This window comes from Acinetobacter rudis (assembly GCF_000829675.1).
Classification (GTDB): Bacteria; Pseudomonadota; Gammaproteobacteria; order Pseudomonadales; family Moraxellaceae; genus Acinetobacter; species Acinetobacter rudis.
This window is the reverse complement of sequence record NZ_BBRX01000032.1, coordinates 1-18,277: the sequence shown is the minus strand read 5'-3', so window position 1 is coordinate 18,277 and position 18,277 is coordinate 1. Positions and strand designations below refer to the sequence as shown.

The 18,277-nt window shown below is 38.9% G+C and carries 17 protein-coding genes; 12 read left to right on the top strand and 5 right to left on the bottom strand.

Going from position 1 to position 18,277, the window contains the following annotated elements; genetic code table 11:
• Positions 1-4 precede the first annotated feature (4 nt).
• Genes uppS through lpxA form a run of 9 tightly spaced genes read left to right on the top strand, consistent with a single transcriptional unit; the run spans position 5 to position 9,585 of the window.
• The gene (uppS, locus tag Aru01_RS09560) at positions 5-754 is read left to right on the top strand and encodes a polyprenyl diphosphate synthase (RefSeq protein ID WP_016656656.1); all 750 of its coding nucleotides are present in this window, start codon (positions 5-7) and stop codon (positions 752-754) included.
• Positions 754-1,578 (top strand): phosphatidate cytidylyltransferase, encoded by an 825-nt coding sequence (locus Aru01_RS09555; RefSeq protein ID WP_016656655.1) that lies wholly within the window; start codon positions 754-756, stop codon positions 1,576-1,578. The genes uppS and Aru01_RS09555 overlap by 1 nt, the downstream gene beginning before the upstream one ends.
• A complete protein-coding gene (gene ispC / locus Aru01_RS09550) occupies positions 1,579-2,775 on the top strand; it encodes a 1-deoxy-D-xylulose-5-phosphate reductoisomerase (RefSeq protein ID WP_016656654.1) in 1,197 nt (398 codons plus the stop codon).
• A 2-nt stretch (positions 2,776-2,777) separates the two neighbouring features.
• The gene (gene rseP / locus Aru01_RS09545) at positions 2,778-4,130 is read left to right on the top strand and encodes an RIP metalloprotease RseP (RefSeq protein WP_016656653.1); all 1,353 of its coding nucleotides are present in this window, start codon (positions 2,778-2,780) and stop codon (positions 4,128-4,130) included.
• A 41-nt stretch (positions 4,131-4,171) separates the two neighbouring features.
• Positions 4,172-6,697: an outer membrane protein assembly factor BamA gene (bamA, locus tag Aru01_RS09540; RefSeq protein WP_016656652.1), complete on the top strand. Its 2,526-nt coding sequence runs from the start codon at positions 4,172-4,174 to the stop codon at positions 6,695-6,697.
• Positions 6,698-6,752: 55 nt separating this feature from the next.
• Positions 6,753-7,238 (top strand): OmpH/Skp family outer membrane protein, encoded by a 486-nt coding sequence (locus tag Aru01_RS09535; RefSeq protein ID WP_016656651.1) that lies wholly within the window; start codon positions 6,753-6,755, stop codon positions 7,236-7,238.
• A gap of 3 nt (positions 7,239-7,241) precedes the next feature.
• A complete protein-coding gene (lpxD, locus tag Aru01_RS09530) occupies positions 7,242-8,312 on the top strand; it encodes a UDP-3-O-(3-hydroxymyristoyl)glucosamine N-acyltransferase (RefSeq protein WP_016656650.1) in 1,071 nt (356 codons plus the stop codon).
• A 2-nt stretch (positions 8,313-8,314) separates the two neighbouring features.
• Entirely contained in the window at positions 8,315-8,800 is a 486-nt protein-coding gene (fabZ, locus tag Aru01_RS09525) for a 3-hydroxyacyl-ACP dehydratase FabZ (protein WP_016656649.1), read from the top strand.
• Positions 8,797-9,585, top strand: a complete 789-nt coding sequence (gene lpxA, locus Aru01_RS09520) for an acyl-ACP--UDP-N-acetylglucosamine O-acyltransferase (RefSeq protein WP_016656648.1) — start codon at positions 8,797-8,799, stop codon at positions 9,583-9,585. Before fabZ ends, lpxA begins: the two co-directional genes overlap by 4 nt.
• A 110-nt stretch (positions 9,586-9,695) precedes the next feature.
• Here lpxA and Aru01_RS09515 read toward each other — a convergent pair whose 3' ends face one another.
• Positions 9,696-11,336 carry a long-chain-fatty-acid--CoA ligase gene (locus Aru01_RS09515; RefSeq protein WP_016656647.1) on the bottom strand — a complete coding sequence of 547 codons (1,641 nt, stop codon included), beginning with the start codon at positions 11,334-11,336 and terminating at the stop codon, positions 9,696-9,698.
• Positions 11,337-12,054: 718 nt separating this feature from the next.
• On the opposite strand from Aru01_RS09515, the gene Aru01_RS09510 reads away from it, so the two are divergent.
• Entirely contained in the window at positions 12,055-12,264 is a 210-nt protein-coding gene (locus Aru01_RS09510; RefSeq protein WP_016656646.1) for a hypothetical protein, read from the top strand.
• An 86-nt stretch (positions 12,265-12,350) separates the two neighbouring features.
• Here the strand turns inward: Aru01_RS09510 and bioB are convergent, their stop codons facing one another.
• The 3 genes from bioB to Aru01_RS09495 form a co-directional block, all read right to left on the bottom strand.
• Complete coding sequence (gene bioB / locus Aru01_RS09505; RefSeq protein WP_016656645.1) at positions 12,351-13,340, bottom strand: biotin synthase BioB; 990 nt, start codon at positions 13,338-13,340, stop codon at positions 12,351-12,353.
• Positions 13,341-13,449: 109 nt separating this feature from the next.
• Entirely contained in the window at positions 13,450-14,568 is a 1,119-nt protein-coding gene (gene queG, locus Aru01_RS09500; RefSeq protein WP_016656644.1) for a tRNA epoxyqueuosine(34) reductase QueG, read from the bottom strand.
• 110 nt (positions 14,569-14,678) lie between these two features.
• Positions 14,679-15,212, bottom strand: coding sequence for a lecithin retinol acyltransferase family protein (locus tag Aru01_RS09495; protein WP_016656643.1), 534 nt, complete (start codon positions 15,210-15,212; stop codon positions 14,679-14,681).
• Between the two features lie 164 nt (positions 15,213-15,376).
• On the opposite strand from Aru01_RS09495, the gene Aru01_RS09490 reads away from it, so the two are divergent.
• Positions 15,377-16,132, top strand: a complete 756-nt coding sequence (locus Aru01_RS09490; protein ID WP_016656642.1) for a phosphodiester glycosidase family protein — start codon at positions 15,377-15,379, stop codon at positions 16,130-16,132.
• Between the two features lie 109 nt (positions 16,133-16,241).
• Here Aru01_RS09490 and Aru01_RS09485 read toward each other — a convergent pair whose 3' ends face one another.
• A complete protein-coding gene (locus tag Aru01_RS09485; RefSeq protein ID WP_016656641.1) occupies positions 16,242-17,006 on the bottom strand; it encodes a DUF481 domain-containing protein in 765 nt (254 codons plus the stop codon).
• A gap of 279 nt (positions 17,007-17,285) precedes the next feature.
• Here Aru01_RS09485 and Aru01_RS09480 point away from each other — a divergent pair, with 279 nt between their 5' ends.
• Positions 17,286-18,104 (top strand): hypothetical protein, encoded by an 819-nt coding sequence (locus tag Aru01_RS09480; protein ID WP_016656640.1) that lies wholly within the window; start codon positions 17,286-17,288, stop codon positions 18,102-18,104.
• Positions 18,105-18,277: the final 173 nt, after the last annotated feature.

The window sequence follows — 18,277 nt, the reverse complement described above, 5'->3', positions numbered from 1 at the left end:
TTGCATGTCTAATGACAACGCAACAGCACCTCGACATGTTGCCATCATTATGGATGGCAACAATCGTTTTGCCAAAAAAAATCAACTCGATAAAGGTGATGGGCATAGAGAAGGTAAAAACGTTCTCGATCCTATTGTTGAGTACTGCCGTGAAATAAACATCAAAGCGCTTACCGTTTTTGCCTTCTCAAGTGAAAACTGGAATCGTCCACAGCAAGAAGTCGATTTGCTCATGCATCTTTTGGATGAGACGATTCGTGAACAAATTCCTCGTATGGAAAAGTTCCAAATTGCTTTGAGGTTTATTGGTGATCGAAGTCGATTGTCAGCAGATTTGTGTGCACTAATGCAGGATGCTGAACAACAGACTGCTCATAATACGGCTATGACGCTGACTATTGCAGTGAGTTATGGCGGTATGTGGGATATTGCGCAAGCTGCGCAAAAAATTGCAGTCGAAGTGAAGGAACAACAACTCCAACCGGAGCAAATCGACAGTGATTTGTTCTCACGCTACGTGAGCTTAGGGGATTTGCCAGCAGTGGATTTATTGATCCGTACTGGTGGAGACTATCGTTTGTCAAATTTTCTTTTATGGCAAGCGGCTTATGCTGAACTGTATTTTACCCAGACGTTATGGCCAGAATTTACCACAACTGAATTCAGTCATGCTATTAATGTGTTTATGGGGCGAGAGCGGCGTTTTGGTAAGACTTCAGAACAAATTCAATATGAGAAAATAGAGAAACAATAATGTTAGAGCGGATAATCACCGCATTGGTATTAGTTGCGGTTGTACTCAGTTGTATGTTTGCAACGACTTCAGAATATCCAATGTACGTGCTCATGATCATTGCATCTGGCATTGCCGGTTACGAATGGTCAAAATTGATGCCACATCAAAACACTGATGTGAGTAAGTCTAAGGCGATGCTATTTGGGCTATTTACAGCTTTATTTTCAACTTTAGCTTTGTATTTAGGTGATTTAGCGCTGTTGCTATGGGCAGCATCAATTTTAACTTGGTTAATCAGTATCAATTGGGTGAAGTCATATCCAGAATATGATGGCTGGTACAATGCCAGTTTGAATATTATTGGTGTGGTACTTATCAGTGCAGCGGTAACCGCAATTTTTGATGTATGGCAGAGCTCACCATGGTGGCTGATGTATTTGTTCCTTTTAGTTTGGGGAGCAGATAGTGGAGCTTACTTTGTGGGTCGAAAAATGGGCAAGAATAAGCTTGCACCAAAAGTCAGCCCAAACAAATCTATTGAAGGTTTGCTCGGTGGTGTGGTGACAGTGATGATCGTTATTATTGCTGTGCAATTTAGCTTTCTAAAAGTGACACTGCTACAACATATTTTATTTTTCATCTTATCAACCATTACTGTATTTAGTTCTGTGTTAGGTGATTTATTTGAGTCTATGATTAAACGCCGCGCGGGAATCAAAGATTCAGGTCGTATCTTACCAGGACACGGTGGGGTCTTAGACCGTATCGACTCGCTACTTGCTGCAGCACCTGTTTTTGCAGCAGGTTTAGTTGTTTTAAAACTTATTGGTGTAGATCTTTAAATGACACAAGCAGTTTGTATTCTTGGCGTGACTGGGTCTATCGGACAAAGTACGCTCAAAGTTTTGGCTAAACACCCAGAACATTATTCGATCTATGCACTCAGCGGTTATAGCCGTATGGCTGAATTAGCGATGATTTGTCGAGAGCACCGTCCTAAAGTGGTGGTGGTCCCCGCAGAAAAAGTTGCAGAGTTAAGCGAATATTTTAATGAATATCAACTGAAAAATATTGAGATTCTGACTGATACCACAGGTTTAGAACAGATTGCAGCGCATCCTGATGTCGATATCGTTATGGCTGCAATTGTTGGTGCTGCAGGCTTACTACCGACCTTGGCCGCAATTAAAGCAGGCAAACGTGTACTCTTAGCCAATAAAGAGGCATTGGTGATGTCTGGAGAATTGATGATGCAGGCTGCACATCAATCGAAAGCTTTGCTACTCCCTGTAGATTCTGAACATAATGCGATTTTTCAATGTCTACCTGCTAACTATATGCAGCTGGATAAACAGGGTGAGCCGATACTGGGTGTATCACAGATTTTATTGACCGCATCAGGTGGCCCTTTTTTAACAACAAGTTTAGAGCAATTAGAACAAGTTACACCTGCACAGGCATGCAAACACCCAAATTGGTCAATGGGCCAAAAAATTTCGGTTGACTCCGCTACTTTGATGAATAAGGGCTTGGAGCTGATTGAGGCTTGTCATTTATTTTCAATAAAAGAACATTTTGTTACAGTTGTTGTGCACCCTCAGAGTATTATTCACTCAATGGTTCAATATGTGGATGGTTCTACATTGGCTCAAATGGGGAACCCTGATATGTGTACACCAATTGCACATGCGTTAGCTTGGCCTGAACGCATCGCAACAAATGTTGCACCTTTAGATGTCTTTGTACATGCTCAGCTTAACTTTCAAGCACCTGATCTGGTGCGTTTCCCTGCATTGAAACTCGCACGCCAAGCGATGCAAGCAGGTGGTATTATGCCTGCGGTACTCAATGCAGCTAACGAAGTCGCAGTTGCTGCATTTTTAAAACAACAGCTTAGTTTTTTAAAAATTGCACAAACAGTTGAACACACCTTAAATCAAGTCCAAAATGTTGCTGCAGAATCCATCGATTTGATTTTGCATACTGATGAACTTGCGCGCGACGTTGCTGCGCAATATATCCGTCGACTGGGAAGCTGAACATGAATGTCCTTTTTATTATTGCGGCAGCAATATTTTTATTAGGTCCTCTTATCGCAATACATGAATTTGGACACTATTGGGTTGCACGTAAGCTCGGTGTCAAAGTCTTGGTATATTCAATTGGTTTTGGCCCGACAGTATTAAAATGGACATCAAAAAAATCAGGGATTCAGTACCAGTTATCCGCATTACCTTTAGGTGGTTATGTCAAAATGCTCGATGAGCGTGAAGGGAATGTCAGTGAGGCTGAAAGTCATTTGGCTTTTAATCGACAGTCCCCTTGGAAACGGATTGCAATCGTCGCTGCTGGTCCACTGATTAACTTGATTTTTGCTGTATTGTTATTTTGGATTCTCTTTTTACCAGAACAGACTCAGCTCAATACGCGTGTGGGTAAAGTATTAGACAATACACCTGCCGCAACTCAACTCCAAGTGGGCGACAAAATTACTGCAATTGATGGTAAGACCACAGAAACTTGGGAAAAACTTAATTATGCATTGGTTGATCGTGTTGGTGAAACAGGTCAAATTAATGTGCAATTTAGCCGTGGTGATGAAACAAAGAATGTCGCATTACCAATTCACGAATTTATTAAAGATCAAAGCCAATCACCGATGGAAGTGCTTGGCTTTTTACCTTATCGACCACCTGTACCCGCAGTCGTAAGTGAATTAAATCAAGATGGTGCTGCCATTCGTCAAGGTATGCATGTGGGTGATCAAATCGTTGCAATTGATGGCGTCACCATGAAAGACAGTTTTGATGTAGTTCATTTGGTTCAACATTCACCAGAGAAAATGTTGAATATTGATGTACTGCGTAAAGGGCAGGTAGTAAAGCTACAAGTTATGCCCCAAGGGCATCGTGATGATATGGGGCAAGTCAAAGGCATGCTCGGTATTAAAATGCAGCAGGCAAAAGTGACGATCCCTGCTGAATATAAGCAAACAATTCAATATAATCCGGCAGAGGCTTTAGTAATTGCTGTAGAAAAAACTGGTCAACTTTCTACTATGATTCTAAACTCTATGGTAAAAATGGTACGAGGGATGATTGGCCTAGAAAACTTATCTGGCCCAATTACCATTGCTAAAGTTGCAGGTCAAAGTGCTGAAATGGGGTGGCAAACTTTTATTTCGTTTATGGCACTGATGAGTGTGAGCTTAGGAATTTTGAATTTACTCCCGATTCCAATGTTGGATGGTGGACATTTGGTTTATTACATCATAGAGGCGATACGGGGTAAGCCTGTATCTGAAAATATACAAATTATTGGACTCAAAATTGGTATGGTACTGCTCGGAAGTATGATGCTTCTTGCAATATTTAACGATTTTATGCGTTTATAATGTAATTGTTGGAAAATTAACTTTTTTGGAAAAAAACAGGCATGCAGCACTCATATTTATTTATGCCATTGGCACTCGTTAGTGCGATGGCTGCAGTACAACAAGTATATGCAGCGGATGATTTTATCGCACGTGATATTCGTGTTGACGGTTTAGTACGTTTAACTCCGAAAAATGTTTTAACCATGATCCCAATTAATAGTGGGGATCGCGTGTCAGATCCAGCAATTGCGGATGCAATTCGTGCGCTTTATGCAACGAATTTGTTTGATGACATCAAAGCGCGTGATGAAAATGGTGTACTCGTTTTTGATGTTGTTGAACGACCAATCATTTCTAAAATTAACTTTAAAGGCAACAAGCTGATTCCTAAAGAAGCTCTTCAAGAAGGCTTAAAGAAAATGGGCTTGGCGGAAGGCGAAGTGCTGAAAAAATCAGCGCTACAGACTTTGGAAACTGAGTTGGAGCAGCAATATGCACAACAAGGTCGTTATGATGCCAAAATTAAAGTAGAAACAGCTGCACGTCCAAATAACCGTGTTGAGCTTGATATCAACTTCCAAGAAGGTAAGGCTGCTAAAGTTTTCGATATTAACATCATCGGCAATACTGTATTTAAAGACGATGAAATTAAGCAAGCCTTTGCTTTAAAAGAAAGTGGTTGGGCTTCGATTGTTACGCGTAATGACCGCTATGCACGTGAAAAAATGGCAGCCAGTATGGAAGCTTTACGTGCACTGTATTTAAACAAAGGCTATATTAATTTTGAAATTAATAGTTCAAACCTAAATATCAGTGAAGACAAGAAAAATATCTTTATTGAAGTTTCTGTCAACGAAGGCGAGCAATTTAAGTTTGGCCAAACCAAATTTTTAGGTGATGCGCTATATAAGATTGACGAATTAAAAGCGCTTCAAGTGTATAAAGATGGCGACATTTACTCTCAAGAGCGCGTAAATGCTGTTAAACAGTTATTGTCACGCAAGTATGGTAACGCGGGTTATTATTATGCTGATATTAACGTTGTGCCTGAGATTGTTCCAGAAACGCACACTGTAAACCTTAATTATTATATTAATCCAGGTCAACAAGTCACTGTACGACGTATTAACTTTACAGGGAATACCAAGACAGCTGATGAAGTATTGCGTCGTGAAATGCGTCAAATGGAAGGTGCATTGGCAAGTAATGAGAAAATTGACCTTTCTCGCGTGCGTTTAGAACGTACAGGTTTCTTTAAAACTGTAGATATTCAACCTGTACGTGTACCGAGTGCGCCTGATCAAGTTGACTTAAATATCAATGTTGAAGAACAACACTCAGGAACCAGTACCTTGGCTGTAGGTTTCTCGCAAAGTGGTGGTGTGACCTTCCAAGCAGGTTTAAGTCAAACGAACTTCTTTGGTACAGGTAACCGTGTAGCGATCGATTTGTCACGTTCAGAAACTCAAGATTACTATAACTTAAGTGTTACCGACCCATACTTCACCATTGATGGTGTGAGCCGAGGTTATAACGCGTACTATCGTAAAACAAAGCTCAATAGTAACTATAACGTTAACAACTATGTAACAGACAGTTTGGGTGGGGGTCTAAGTTTTGGTTATCCAATCGATGAAAACCAAAATATTAGTGCCGGTTTAAATATTGATAATACCAAGGTCACTACGGGTCAATATGTATCGACCTACGTACGTGATTATTTACTACGTAACGGTGGTAGTGTGAAAGGGCAAGGTTCTCAGTGTCCTACAGGCTCAACTGAGCAAGGTGATGGACAATGTCTTGTTAACGGTAGTTCAGGTAAAACGCCAGAGTATGTTGCTAGAGTTCCATTTGATAACCAGTTCCAAGGTGAGTTCCTGACTTATAACTTAAACCTAGGCTGGTCGTATAACACCTTGAACCGTCCAATTTTCCCAACCAGCGGTACTTTGCATCGTGTTAATGGTGAAATTGCCTTACCTGGTAGTGATGTTGAATATCAAAAACTGACCTATGAAGCACAAACTTACTTCTCACTCGGTAAGGACTTTGTCCTTCGTGGTTATGGTAAGTTGGGCTATGGTAACGATTTACCGTTTTATAAAAACTTCTATGCTGGTGGTTTTGGTTCTGTGCGTGGTTTTGACAACAGCACACTTGGTCCTAAGTACCCAGGTGTTGTCTATGATGCTACTGGCACTGTAGATTGGAACCCAGAGGAAGTAGGTGGTAATGCCTTGATCCAATTTGGTACAGAGCTTGCTTTACCAATTCCATTTAAAGGGGATTGGGCGCGTCAAGTTCGTCCTGTAATTTTTGCCGAAGGTGCACAAGTGTTTGACACTCAATGTGATGTGCCACGCGGAAATATTAACTTTGGTGATGGAAGAGTTGTTGACGCTCGCCAATACTGTAAAGATAACAATGAGTTAGACTTTGGTAATATGCGTTATAGCGTGGGTGTAGGCTTCACTTGGATTACCATGATTGGGCCATTGTCGCTGAGTTATGCATTCCCATTGAACGATAAAGATGGTGATAAAACCAAAGCAGTGCAATTTGAAATCGGTCGTACATTCTAACGACCGTTTCTGCTCTTCAATATTTAAAGTAGTAAATGTTTAAAAGGTATAAAACATGAAAAAAATGAATCTTCTGGTTCTCGGTTTAGGTATGGCGGTATCTGGTTTAGCTAATGCAGCTGGCTATGGTGTAGTTGATTTAGAAAAAGTTGTTTCTCAAAGCCAATATCTGAAACAACAAAATGCAAGCTTAGAGCAATCAGTTAAACCACAAACTGCAAAACTTGAGCAAATTAATAAAGAGCTTGAAGCTCTACGTCAAAAAGCTCAAGCACAAGGTGCTAATAAAGATCAATTGGCTGCTCAATATCAAGCGAAAGTAACCGAGTTCCAAACGATTCAGCAAGGTGTACAGGCTAAAGTCCAGTCAGCGATCCAAAGCACGAATCAAACTTTTGAAACACGTGTAAAGCAAGTTGCTGAACAATTGCGTCAAGAAAATAGTTTAGATTTGGTTGTGAACAAAAATGCTGTTCTATCTTATGACCCAAAATTTGATTTAACTGATAAAATGACTCAAAAGGTTAATGCAATCAAATAATCAATGAAGTCAAACTGTTATTCATTAAATGAGCTTGCTCAAATCGTCAATGGTCACACCATTGGCGATGGCAATGTTCAAGTCAGTGGGCTTGCAAGTCTTGAGTACGCTCAGGCGCAGCAAATTTCTTTTGTGAATGGTGAAAAGTATTTAGACAAAGCCATTCAGTCAAAAGCAGGTGCCTTAATTGTCACTGCCACACTTAAAGACCAATTAGTACATCATCAGCAATTTATTGTGGTGGATAATCCATATTTAGCGTTTGCACAATTGACGCATCACTTCGAGCGTAAATTTAAGCTCCGTGGTATTGAGCACACAGCACAAATTGCTGATTCAGCCATTATTGCAGACAATGTTTATATTGGGCATTTCGTAGTCATTGGTGAGCACTGTGTGATTGGTGAGAATACTGTCATTCAGTCACATGTGCGTTTAGATGATGCTGTTGAAATTGGTCAAGATAGTTTAATTGAATCGCATGTGTTCATTACTGCTGCTGCAAAGTTGGGTGATCGAGTGCGAATTCATGCAAATACCGTGATTGGTGGGGAGGGCTTTGGTTTTGCCCCTTATCAAGGTCAATGGCATCGTATTGCACAATTGGGCTCTGTTCGTATTGGTAATAACGTTCGAATTGGTTCAAATTGTAGTATTGATCGTGGTGCACTAGAAGACACCATTATTGAAGATGGTGTGATTCTTGATAACCTTGTGCAAATCGCACATAACGTTAAAGTTGGTGCAAATACAGCAATGGCTGCAAAATGTGGTGTTGCAGGTAGTACGACGATTGGCAAAAATTGTATCTTTGCAGGTGCTGTTGGCGTAGTTGGGCACATAAATATCTGTGATAACGTGACAATTACAGGTATGTCAATGGTCACAAAAAATATTTTACAGCCAGGTAGTTATTCATCAGGTACTGCGATGTCAGAAACAGCACAATGGAAAAAAACTGTAGTGCGTCTTAGACAATTAGCAGATGTGCCATTGACCAAGATGGTCAAACAACTTGATCATATGCAGGCTCGAATTGAGTCCCTTGAAACTAATTTTAAGTTGCGTAAATAACTATGACTGAGTCTAAAACATTGCCGTTTACGGTTCCTGAATTGCCAATGAATGTTCAAACTATTCGTTCATATCTACCACATCGTTATCCATTTTTATTGGTTGATCGTGTTACCGATGTGACTGAAAATGGGATCGTTGGTTATAAAAATATCACGATTAACGAAGAGTTTATGCAGGGCCATTTCCCTGGTTACCCAATTATGCCTGGCGTATTAATTGTTGAGGCTATGGCACAGATTTCAGGTGTTTTAGGTTTTATTATGAACAATGAAACACCACAGCCTGGTTCATTGTTTTTATTTGCTGGTGCAGAAAAAGTCCGCTTTAAAAAACAAGTCGTACCAGGCGATCAATTGGTGCTAAAATCTGAACTTCTTATGCAAAAGCGCGGTATTTATAAATATTTATGTACTGCTAGCGTAGATGACAAGATTGCAGCAACAGCTGAAATTATCATTTCTCATCAGAAATTAGAGCAGGTATGAGTAATAACGAATTAATCCACACGACCGCAATTATCGATCCAACCGCTCAGATTGCTTCTGATGTAAGTATTGGTCCATACACAATAATTGGACCAAATGTCAGTATTGGTGCAGGTACTAAAATTTTCTCTCATGTTGTGATTGCCAAAAATACCTGGATTGGCGAGCATAATGAGATTTATCAATTTGCGAGTATTGGTGAAGATTGCCAAGATCTTAAATATCAAGGCGAGGAAACTTGGCTTGAAATTGGCGATTATAACCAAATTCGTGAGCACTGTAGTTTGCACCGTGGTACTGTTCAAGATCAATCTTTGACAAAAATTGGCAATCATAATTTACTGATGGTAAATACGCATATTGCCCATGACTGTGTTATAGGCAATCACAATATTTTTGCCAATAATGTTGGGGTTGCTGGACATGTCCATACCGGTGATTATGTTGTGGTCGGTGGAAATTCTGGTATACATCAATTTTGCAAAGTCGATTCATATAGCATGATTGGTGCGGCATCTTTAATTCTGAAAGATGTAGCTGCATATACAATGGTTTCTGGTAACCCTGCGCGTACATTCGGTTTAAATGTAGAAGGTATGCGACGTAAAGGTTGGTCTAAGGAAACAATTCAAGGGCTTAGAGAATGCTTTAAACTGATCTTTAAATCAGGTTTAACCACTGAAGAAGCCGTTGCCCAAATTCAAGCTGAAATTTTACCTCAGGTTGAACAAGCACAACTTTTACTTGATTCATTGTTACAGTCAAAACGCGGCGTAGTCCGTTAAGATTCAACTGTGCATGTCATTAAGTTGATGCAAATGATATTAAAAAAAGCATAATCTCTTGAGGTTATGCTTTTTTTTGATCTATGAATTCAGCGTATCGATAAAACTATTTAAGAAGAGGGCTCATTCATCAGCACGTTTTCAAATTGTTCACGTAATTCTTTTTTCAGCATTTTTCCTGTCCCATTGAGCGGAATACTCTCTACAAAAATCACTTTATCTGGAATTTGCCATTTCGCAACCTTATCTGCATAGTATTTAAGAATTTCGATTTCTGTTAATTGGCTTTCAGGATGTCTCACTGCAATGAGGACTGGGCGTTCATCCCATTTTGGATGTTTTGCAGCAATAACAGCAGCCATACTGATATCATGATTAAAATCGAGTGCAATATTCTCAAGTTCAACAGAGGAAATCCATTCACCTCCAGATTTAATTAAATCTTTGGCGCGGTCACTGATTCTGAGGTAACCATCTGCATCTAGCGTTGCAATATCACCTGTATCGAACCACCCATCACTGGTCAGTGCTGATTGATCTTTACCAAAATAGGCATCAATAATCCAATGTCCTTTGATTTGTAAATTACCAGTTTGTTCTCCGTCTGCTTTGATGGTGTCAGTACCTTGTTCTTGGTCACATAATCTTAAGCTGACACCAAAAGGTGGGCGGCCTTGCGACAGACGTACTTTAACTTGTTCAGCATCAGAAAGTTGTAAGTGTTTTGCTTTAAGCTGAGCAGCCGTGCCCAGTGGACTGGTTTCTGTCATACCCCAAGCATGGATAGTATCGCAGTCATACACGTCTTTAAATGTGTTGATCATTGAAGCAGGACAGGCTGAGCCACCCACGACATTGCGTTTCATGCTGCTGAGTTGACTGCCAAGTTTCTTCGCTGCAGTGAGTAAACCTTGCCAAATAGTGGGCACACCTAAGGCAATACTGACTTGATATTGGTCAATTAAATTGACCAGACTGGTACCATCAAGTCCAGGTCCTGGTAGAACTAAGGTACTTCCAACCATAGCGGCTGCATAGGGTGTTCCCCAAGCATTTACATGGAACATCGGCACCACAGGCATCATGACATCTTTTGCAGATAGGCCCATCGAATCGGGTAGAGCAATCGCCATGCTATGTAGTGTTGTAGATCGGTGGCTGTATAAGGCACCTTTAGGATTACCTGTCGTACCCGAGGTATAACACAAGGAGCTGGCAGTAGTTTCATCAAAGATTGGCCAGACAAAGTCAGCATTTTGTTCAGCAATTAATGCATCATAAAATTTCACTTCAGGTAATGCTTGAGCAACATCAGCATCGTGAGCACTTAAGCAGATAAAATGCTCTACAAGTGGAATATGTGCTTTAACAGCAACGATAAGAGGTAAGAATGTTTTATCAAATAAAATGACGCGATCTTTTGCATCATTGATAATAAAAATAAGTTGCTCTGGAAATAAGCGTGGATTAATTGTATGGCAAATCATTTCATTGCCAGAAATCGCATACCAAGCTTCAAGGTGACGATGATTATTCCATGCAATAGTTGCAACACAGTCTTGCGCTTGAATACCCATTTGATTGAGTGCTTGCGCAAAACGTTTTGCATTGTCTGAAATCTGCAACCAAGTCGTATGTGTCATGGTTAAGTCTGTATTTTTAGAAATAACAGCTGTGTCACCATGATACTGTGCTGCATGCTCAATTAGACTACTGATGAGTAGCGGTTGAAACATCATACGTCCTTGCATAATTTATCCTTGTTGTAGTTGATGGTCTTAATAAAGTTTCTCGTAATTTAAAGCAATATAGCCTAAAAATCGCTAAAGGAACACTTTAACTATTAACTCAGCAGTTGCATAAATTTTTTTTATTTAAATCACGCTATATTTCACTTTTAAATTGGATATTCACTATTTAAAAAGAAAAACCGATTTGTAAGTTTAATTAAAATAAAAAAATTGTAAAAAGCGCTCTGTGTGGCTTGCACTATTTAGTAGTTGTGTTAAAAAGTAACTAGACGTTATTAGTTCGTCATTATTGTTTCACAAAGCACATGATTTGCTTTGCTGTATTTCGTGAGGAAAAGGAGTGACTCTACATGTTCCGTAAGCTTAGAAAACTGTTTTGCCTACATACTTATGAGTATGAAATCGGAAGAAATAATCAACTGATTAAAGAATGCCGTAAGTGTGGAGTGTTGCATCAGTAGTTGAAGTCTATAACAGCACCTAGTTCTAGGTTTATTTACAATATTTAAATAAATTAAAATATAGGTGCTAGATTTTCTGGTAGAGATTTACTTTAGTTTTAACTTAAACATTCTTTTTTGCGCTTGAGTTTTACAAACAAAGCGATTTACATTAATTTATTTTACTCATTTCAATCCTATAAAAATCCTTATCTAATCTTACTGTGCTAACAGTATAATCATTCGCAGTCTATTTCGAAGATTTTAAGTGAACCAATATGGCAAAGGATTTTAAGGCCCTAACGTATATTGTTGATGAGAACTTGGCTGATACTTTACATTGGCTTAGTCTACATCAAGATTGCTTTGATGCTTTTCATTATGATGTCTTAAGTGAAGAGTTGAGCGTCGAACATGCCAACGGTGTAGATATTATACGGGTTGGACATTATCTAAATGCTGAGTATGGTATTTTATTAACTTCTTGATCTGTAGCTTGGATATAGATCCTTATACTGCCAATACAGGCAAGAAAAAGCCCGAATATATCGGGCTTTTGTTTTTCTTGGCTTGTTTAAACCGCCATTGCATCAACTGACAATTGTGCAGCAGTTGCTTTGGCCTTTTCTGCAACCAATCCAAGTTTATTAAACAATTGCTTATCTTTACCTTCACCTGCATTGGGGGTGGTGAGGAGTTTTTCGCCAGAGAATAAAGAGTTAGCACCAGCCATAAATGCAAGTGCTTGATCAGAATCAGTTAATGATTCACGTCCTGCAGAAAGACGGATATAACTATGTGGCATAATAATACGTGCTACAGCAATGGTGCGAATCCATTCAATGACATCAAGTTTTTCCACATCTGCAAGTGGTGTACCTTCAATCGGTACTAACATATTAATCGGCACTGATTCTGGATGAATAGGTAAAGTTGCAAGCTCAAGTAATAGCCCGATACGATCTTCACGTGTTTCACCCAGTCCGACAATACCACCACTACATACTTTCATACCCGCTTGACGTACATGGTCTAGCGTATCGAGGCGATCATCAAAAGTTCGTGTACTAATGATATGAGAGTAATATTCACGTGAGGTATCAAGGTTGTGATTATAATAATCTAAACCAGCATCTTTAAGACGTTCAGCTTGAGACTGATTGAGCATGCCAAGAGTCATACAGGTTTCTAGGCCTAGTGCTTTTACTTCACTAACCATTTCAAGAACATAAGGCATGTCTCGTTCGTGTGGGTTACGCCATGCAGCTCCCATACAAAAACGTGAAGAGCCAGAAGCAAGAGCTTCTTTAGCTTCTTGAATAACCTTATCTACAGCAATACGTTTTTCTGCTTCTAATTTTGAGTCATAACGAGCAGATTGAGAGCAGTATTTACAATCTTCAGGGCATTTACCTGTTTTGATTGAAAGCAGTGTACTGACCTGGATCGTGTTTGCATCAAAATGTTCACGATGCACACTTTGGGCTTTGAAAACCAGATCTAAAAACGGTTGCTCATAGAGTGCTTGTATTTCATCACGAGTCCAATCATTGCGTACTTGCATGTTTTATCCATTATATTTAAAACTAAAAACTCCCTTGATCATACATGAATTATGCCAAGTGAAAAGGGTAAAAAATTTCAAAATTAGACCTTGATTAGATTTTTGATTTTTAATCGATCAGCTGTTGCGATTGTGCCTTTAATTTTTCTGTTTGTTCTTGTAAAGCCCAGTCTATATGGACTTGCACAATAGGATCGTGTAGTACATGAGCTTGCTTGAGTGCGAGAACAATGTCTTCAGAATACGGTGCATTACCTAAACCGATGGCGATATTGCGCATAAAACTGCTATATCCAGTACGACGGATCGGGCTTCCTTCGGTCCGTGATAAAAATGTTTGCTCATCCCATTGCCAAAGTTCAAGTAAAGATGCCTGATCGAGTCCATGCCTTGGATGGAAGTCTTCTATTGGAGTGATCTGTGCATAGCGATTCCAAGGGCAAATTAACTGACAATCATCACAGCCAAAAATACGATTGCCAATACCACGGCGATGCTCAATCGGAATAATACCTTTATATTCAATAGTTAAATAAGCAATACATTTACGAGCATCAAGCATATACGGCTCAACAATGGCTTGAGTTGGGCAGATATCGATACAGGCTTGGCAGGTGCCACAGTGCTTGCTCGCTGGGGAATCAAAAGGTAGTAAAAGAGAAGTGAATAATTCACCTAAAACAAAAAAGGAGCCAGATTTTTTGTTGATCAATAAGGTATGTTTACCTGTCCAGCCCATACCTGCATTTTCAGCCAATGCTTTTTCAAATATTGGTGCAGAATCTGCAAAAGGACGCGATTCAAATTCACCCACTTTGTCTCGTATTTTACTTGCTAAGGTTTTTAAACGGCCACGCATTACTTTGTGGTAATCACGACCGCGGGCATACCGTGCAATAATCGCATGATTGGGTGCATGCGGAACGATACGAGGAGCGGGGCGCTCAACAAGATAGTCCATACGCACACAAATAATGCTTTTTGTCCCAGGTACTAATAATGTGGGATCAGCACGTTTATCTAGGTTTTCCTCCAGATAACTCATATCACCATGGTAGCCACGCTCTAAGTAGGTTTTAAAACGTGCAAGCTCTGCTTGAGTATCTGGTTGTGCAATTACACAATCAGAAAATCCTAATGCCCGCGCTTGCTCCTTAATCCAAATTTTTAGTTGTTCTGGATCAAGCGGTTCATGTGCTGCAATTTGTGATGATGGGGAGGAGAGCATAAAAAGTGATGGGATAGTCTATCATGGCGCAGCGCGCAGTTTAGCACAGTCAGCTAAACGCATAAATCTCAGTAAAGTGTTTAAGCAATGAATCCAGTTTTAAGTCAAACTTATTGTTTTTTTTGCTGTTGTTTTACCAGTAGGTAATTGGGCATGGCCATTTTGGCTTTTTCACGCAATTTCATCTTAATATAAAATACCAGTGCAAAGCAGGTCGTTGCGATGGTTAAGAATAAACTATTCATATAACTTACCAGTGAGCTGATATAGCCAATCGTGGTTAAGCGATTCATCATCTTCACCACTTGTGGGCTACTTTCAATTCCTGTGATCGCCCAACTGCATAAATGCTCACAGTTATTCATAATTAAATGGTAGTTGTTTTCATGCATGCGGGTGCGCATTCGCTTTACAACGATACGACCTTTGTATTTAGGTTGGTGATAAGAGCGTATAGTGATTGCTCTTTGATTGGCAAATTTTTCTAATGATGTAATTTCAATTGGTTTTTTCTTAAAAAAATGAGCAAGACCAGAATAATGAATGACACGACCTTTACCTGCGTAAATGCCATGATGACTATAACCAAAACTTTTCACAATCAAGTGTGCACCGAGAGGATACTTCTTTACTGTTTTTTCCATAGTGGCTTTAATCCAATACTATCAGTCCATTTACAGTGAAATTCGCAGTTTATTATACATATAATTTTGCTATGCTGGTGTTAAATAGTTCACAGTTTTATTTTTACAATTTGTGAAAAAATAGTTTTAAAACAGCTTCAATAGAGCTGGGGAACAGATTAAGAATGCGATTATTTAAGCTACTTTCTATTTTATTTTCAGGAGTGATAGCAAGTGCGTGTAGCCAGTCCAATGCACAATATACTTGGGTGGAAAATACTGAAAAAAATGTAGATATAGTCGTGATTGATCAATTTGAAAATTTACAATTATTTTTAAATAATGCTCAGAATCAACCATACCAAACGTTTAAGGCGCTTAATCATGCTACAGGATCGTGTCGTACAATACAGTTTGCAATGAATGCGGGGATGTACCATGCCGATTATAGTGCAGTAGGCTTATATATAGAGCGTGGCCAGCAATATGCTGCTTTGAATCAAGAAACAGGTTATGGCAATTTTTTTATGCAGCCTAACGGCGTCTTTGCATGGAATCAGCAACAGGTGAGCATTCAGACGACGGCAGACTATGCAAATAACTCAATATTTAAAGCTGACTATGCAACACAGTCTGGTCCGATGCTTGTCATCAATGGTGAAATTAATCCGCAATTTCTAAAAGATTCTAAGTCATTAAAAATTCGCAATGGGGTGGGCATTAAAGATAATCGTGCTTATTTTGTTATTAGCCATAAACCAATGAGCTTTTATGAGTTTGCTCAAGTATTTAAAGAAGATTTAGCCATTGATCAAGCTTTATATTTAGATGGTTCTATATCAAGTATTTATTTGCCAGCAAAGGATGTGTCTATTCAACGCGCTAAACTAGGCCCAATAATAGCCTTACTGAGTGATCAATGTGTCGATCAAGCTCAATAAAATATCAACATGAGTGTAGAGGAAGTAATATTCAATCAAATTCGTTAAAAGCACCCTTTAACTGTTAAAAAGTGCTTTTAAGTTAGAGTAAAATCTTTAATTGATAAGATTAGTGTGTATATCGTACACCAACAGACAGTAAAGAATCACGGTTATTACCGACATCTGCTTGCGTATCTTTGATTTGATAACTGACCAGACCAGAAATTGAATCAGTTAAACTTGCTGAAACGCTACTCCGAGAGCGTAGAATTTGTGCTTTATCACCAAACTCATAACTTAAATCTTGATTGAAATTAACACGTTCATTAAATTTATAAAGATAATAAAGCCCCACTGTTCCAATGGCTTCATTAAAGTCATCATGCGGAGCAAAGCGCTCTTTACTATAACGATAACCCGCACCCACTTCACCCGTCAGATTTTGTTTTTCATCTTTCAAGATGTCCATACCAATACCAGCAGTTAAACTGATTTGATAGTCAAATTTACTCGATAAATCTTTGTCTCCTTGGAGTTTCGCAAATTGGTAAATTGAATCAGAGCTGCGATGCAATGCTTTACCAGAAAGCATATAACGTTCGACGTTAGTGCCTGAACTACCATCATCATTTGCACTTACGGCTTCGGCCCGTAATTCTTGTCCCCAGACACCCGCTTGTCGTTGAAATAATAAATTAGCTGCTAAATTTTGCTTTTTATTCGACTCGCCATTTGATTTGGTGCTATTCAATAAATAGCTTAAATCACCATCTAGACGGTAGTTTTTACCTTCTTTTACATCAATTTTTCCTGTATTTGCACGCGTAGGTCCCAGATCGGCAAAGGCTAAATTAGATAAAGTTACAAGTAGAAGTAAGGAATATTTTTTCATTGATCTGTTTTATCCATTTTTTAAGTCATTAAAATATTATTACATGTATACAAAACAATACATTTTTATAAGGTATATGTATAAAACATACTAATGTATCGCTAAATCCTTCATTTTTGTATAGAAAGTGTTAATGGTGAAAGCTGTTGTTTACACATTTGAAATGTTACGCGAGTCGTCCCCATACGGTGAAATCGAGTACATAAGCTTGATAATTTGATTGATATATTTAATTCAATATTTAAAATATGAAAATCTCTATCTTAAGCTGCTAATTTTATGAAGAAAAGTTTGGTTTTGTCGATGTTGTTAATCTTTGCATCTTTAGGTTCAGGTTGCAGCAAGGGGCCACTTGACAGTGAATTTGACTTATCTAGTCTAAATGCAATTACAGAATCGGCCCAAGAAAAAATTGCACGTATGGACAGTGATCAGCAAGAGGTTATTGGTTGGGCAGCAAATACTTTGAACCTCAATCACATTCAGTCATTAACGGGCTTTAAAGAACAATATGGGGAAAAGGTGACTTATCGCGTGCTCATCAAAAAAGCAGTTGAGACACGAGAAGAAACTGTAAATAACGAACTTAAACGCCTACAAGAGCTTAAAACCTCTTGGAATCAAACCTTTAATGACTTATCTAAAATTAAGGCGAGTAATATTGAGTTAGGCAAGAGCTCTGAGTTTATGACGAGTGGACATCCTTTAATTTCATTTGATGTGACGAATGGGAGTCAGAGCGATGTGTCACTTCTGGTGTGGAAGTTGGAATTATTTCTCAATGGAGAAAAAGAGCCTTATACCAGTTACAACGCTGTTGACTCATACGTATATGGCAAAAAAAATAATGGCTTGTTGGCAGGGGAAACCGCTCGACGTTCAGTCACAGTAGATACTTTCTTTAATCGTCAAAATGCAGATAAATGGGTCGATTTAAATGCGAGAAAAGCGAGTTCTAAACAAGTAAAAGTAACGGTGATACCTACAAGTATTGAGGATTTCAATAAACAGAAGTTTATTACTGGAGATATTAATGCAGCACTTGAAGAAATTGAATCTGAATCTAAAACGATAGAAAAAGCGAAGAAGTATCTGTAGTTTTAAAAAGTATTAGCTCGATTGTCTATAAAGTAAAGGTCACTGTTCACCGTGAAATATATGTTGAAGAATAGCCTTTGACATTTCCCGCCTCATGGCGGGTTTTTTTATCCAATGGAGCGTAAAACCTCACCGTTCAGGGTGAGGATATAAGTGACGGGTGTTAGCCACAA

What these genes read in the sequence shown, in the direction of transcription:
- uppS (WP_016656656.1), top strand. Translation starts at nt 5, where the DNA reads ATGTCTAATGACAACGCAACAGCACCTCGACATGTTGCCATCATTATG.
- Aru01_RS09555 (WP_016656655.1), top strand. Translation starts at nt 754, where the DNA reads ATGTTAGAGCGGATAATCACCGCATTGGTATTAGTTGCGGTTGTACTC.
- ispC (WP_016656654.1), top strand. Translation starts at nt 1,579, where the DNA reads ATGACACAAGCAGTTTGTATTCTTGGCGTGACTGGGTCTATCGGACAA.
- rseP (WP_016656653.1), top strand. Translation starts at nt 2,778, where the DNA reads ATGAATGTCCTTTTTATTATTGCGGCAGCAATATTTTTATTAGGTCCT.
- bamA (WP_016656652.1), top strand. Translation starts at nt 4,172, where the DNA reads ATGCAGCACTCATATTTATTTATGCCATTGGCACTCGTTAGTGCGATG.
- Aru01_RS09535 (WP_016656651.1), top strand. Translation starts at nt 6,753, where the DNA reads ATGAAAAAAATGAATCTTCTGGTTCTCGGTTTAGGTATGGCGGTATCT.
- lpxD (WP_016656650.1), top strand. Translation starts at nt 7,242, where the DNA reads ATGAAGTCAAACTGTTATTCATTAAATGAGCTTGCTCAAATCGTCAAT.
- fabZ (WP_016656649.1), top strand. Translation starts at nt 8,315, where the DNA reads ATGACTGAGTCTAAAACATTGCCGTTTACGGTTCCTGAATTGCCAATG.
- lpxA (WP_016656648.1), top strand. Translation starts at nt 8,797, where the DNA reads ATGAGTAATAACGAATTAATCCACACGACCGCAATTATCGATCCAACC.
- Aru01_RS09515 (WP_016656647.1), bottom strand. Translation starts at nt 11,336, where the DNA reads ATGCAAGGACGTATGATGTTTCAACCGCTACTCATCAGTAGTCTAATT.
- Aru01_RS09510 (WP_016656646.1), top strand. Translation starts at nt 12,055, where the DNA reads ATGGCAAAGGATTTTAAGGCCCTAACGTATATTGTTGATGAGAACTTG.
- bioB (WP_016656645.1), bottom strand. Translation starts at nt 13,340, where the DNA reads ATGCAAGTACGCAATGATTGGACTCGTGATGAAATACAAGCACTCTAT.
- queG (WP_016656644.1), bottom strand. Translation starts at nt 14,568, where the DNA reads ATGCTCTCCTCCCCATCATCACAAATTGCAGCACATGAACCGCTTGAT.
- Aru01_RS09495 (WP_016656643.1), bottom strand. Translation starts at nt 15,212, where the DNA reads ATGGAAAAAACAGTAAAGAAGTATCCTCTCGGTGCACACTTGATTGTG.
- Aru01_RS09490 (WP_016656642.1), top strand. Translation starts at nt 15,377, where the DNA reads ATGCGATTATTTAAGCTACTTTCTATTTTATTTTCAGGAGTGATAGCA.
- Aru01_RS09485 (WP_016656641.1), bottom strand. Translation starts at nt 17,006, where the DNA reads ATGAAAAAATATTCCTTACTTCTACTTGTAACTTTATCTAATTTAGCC.
- Aru01_RS09480 (WP_016656640.1), top strand. Translation starts at nt 17,286, where the DNA reads ATGAAGAAAAGTTTGGTTTTGTCGATGTTGTTAATCTTTGCATCTTTA.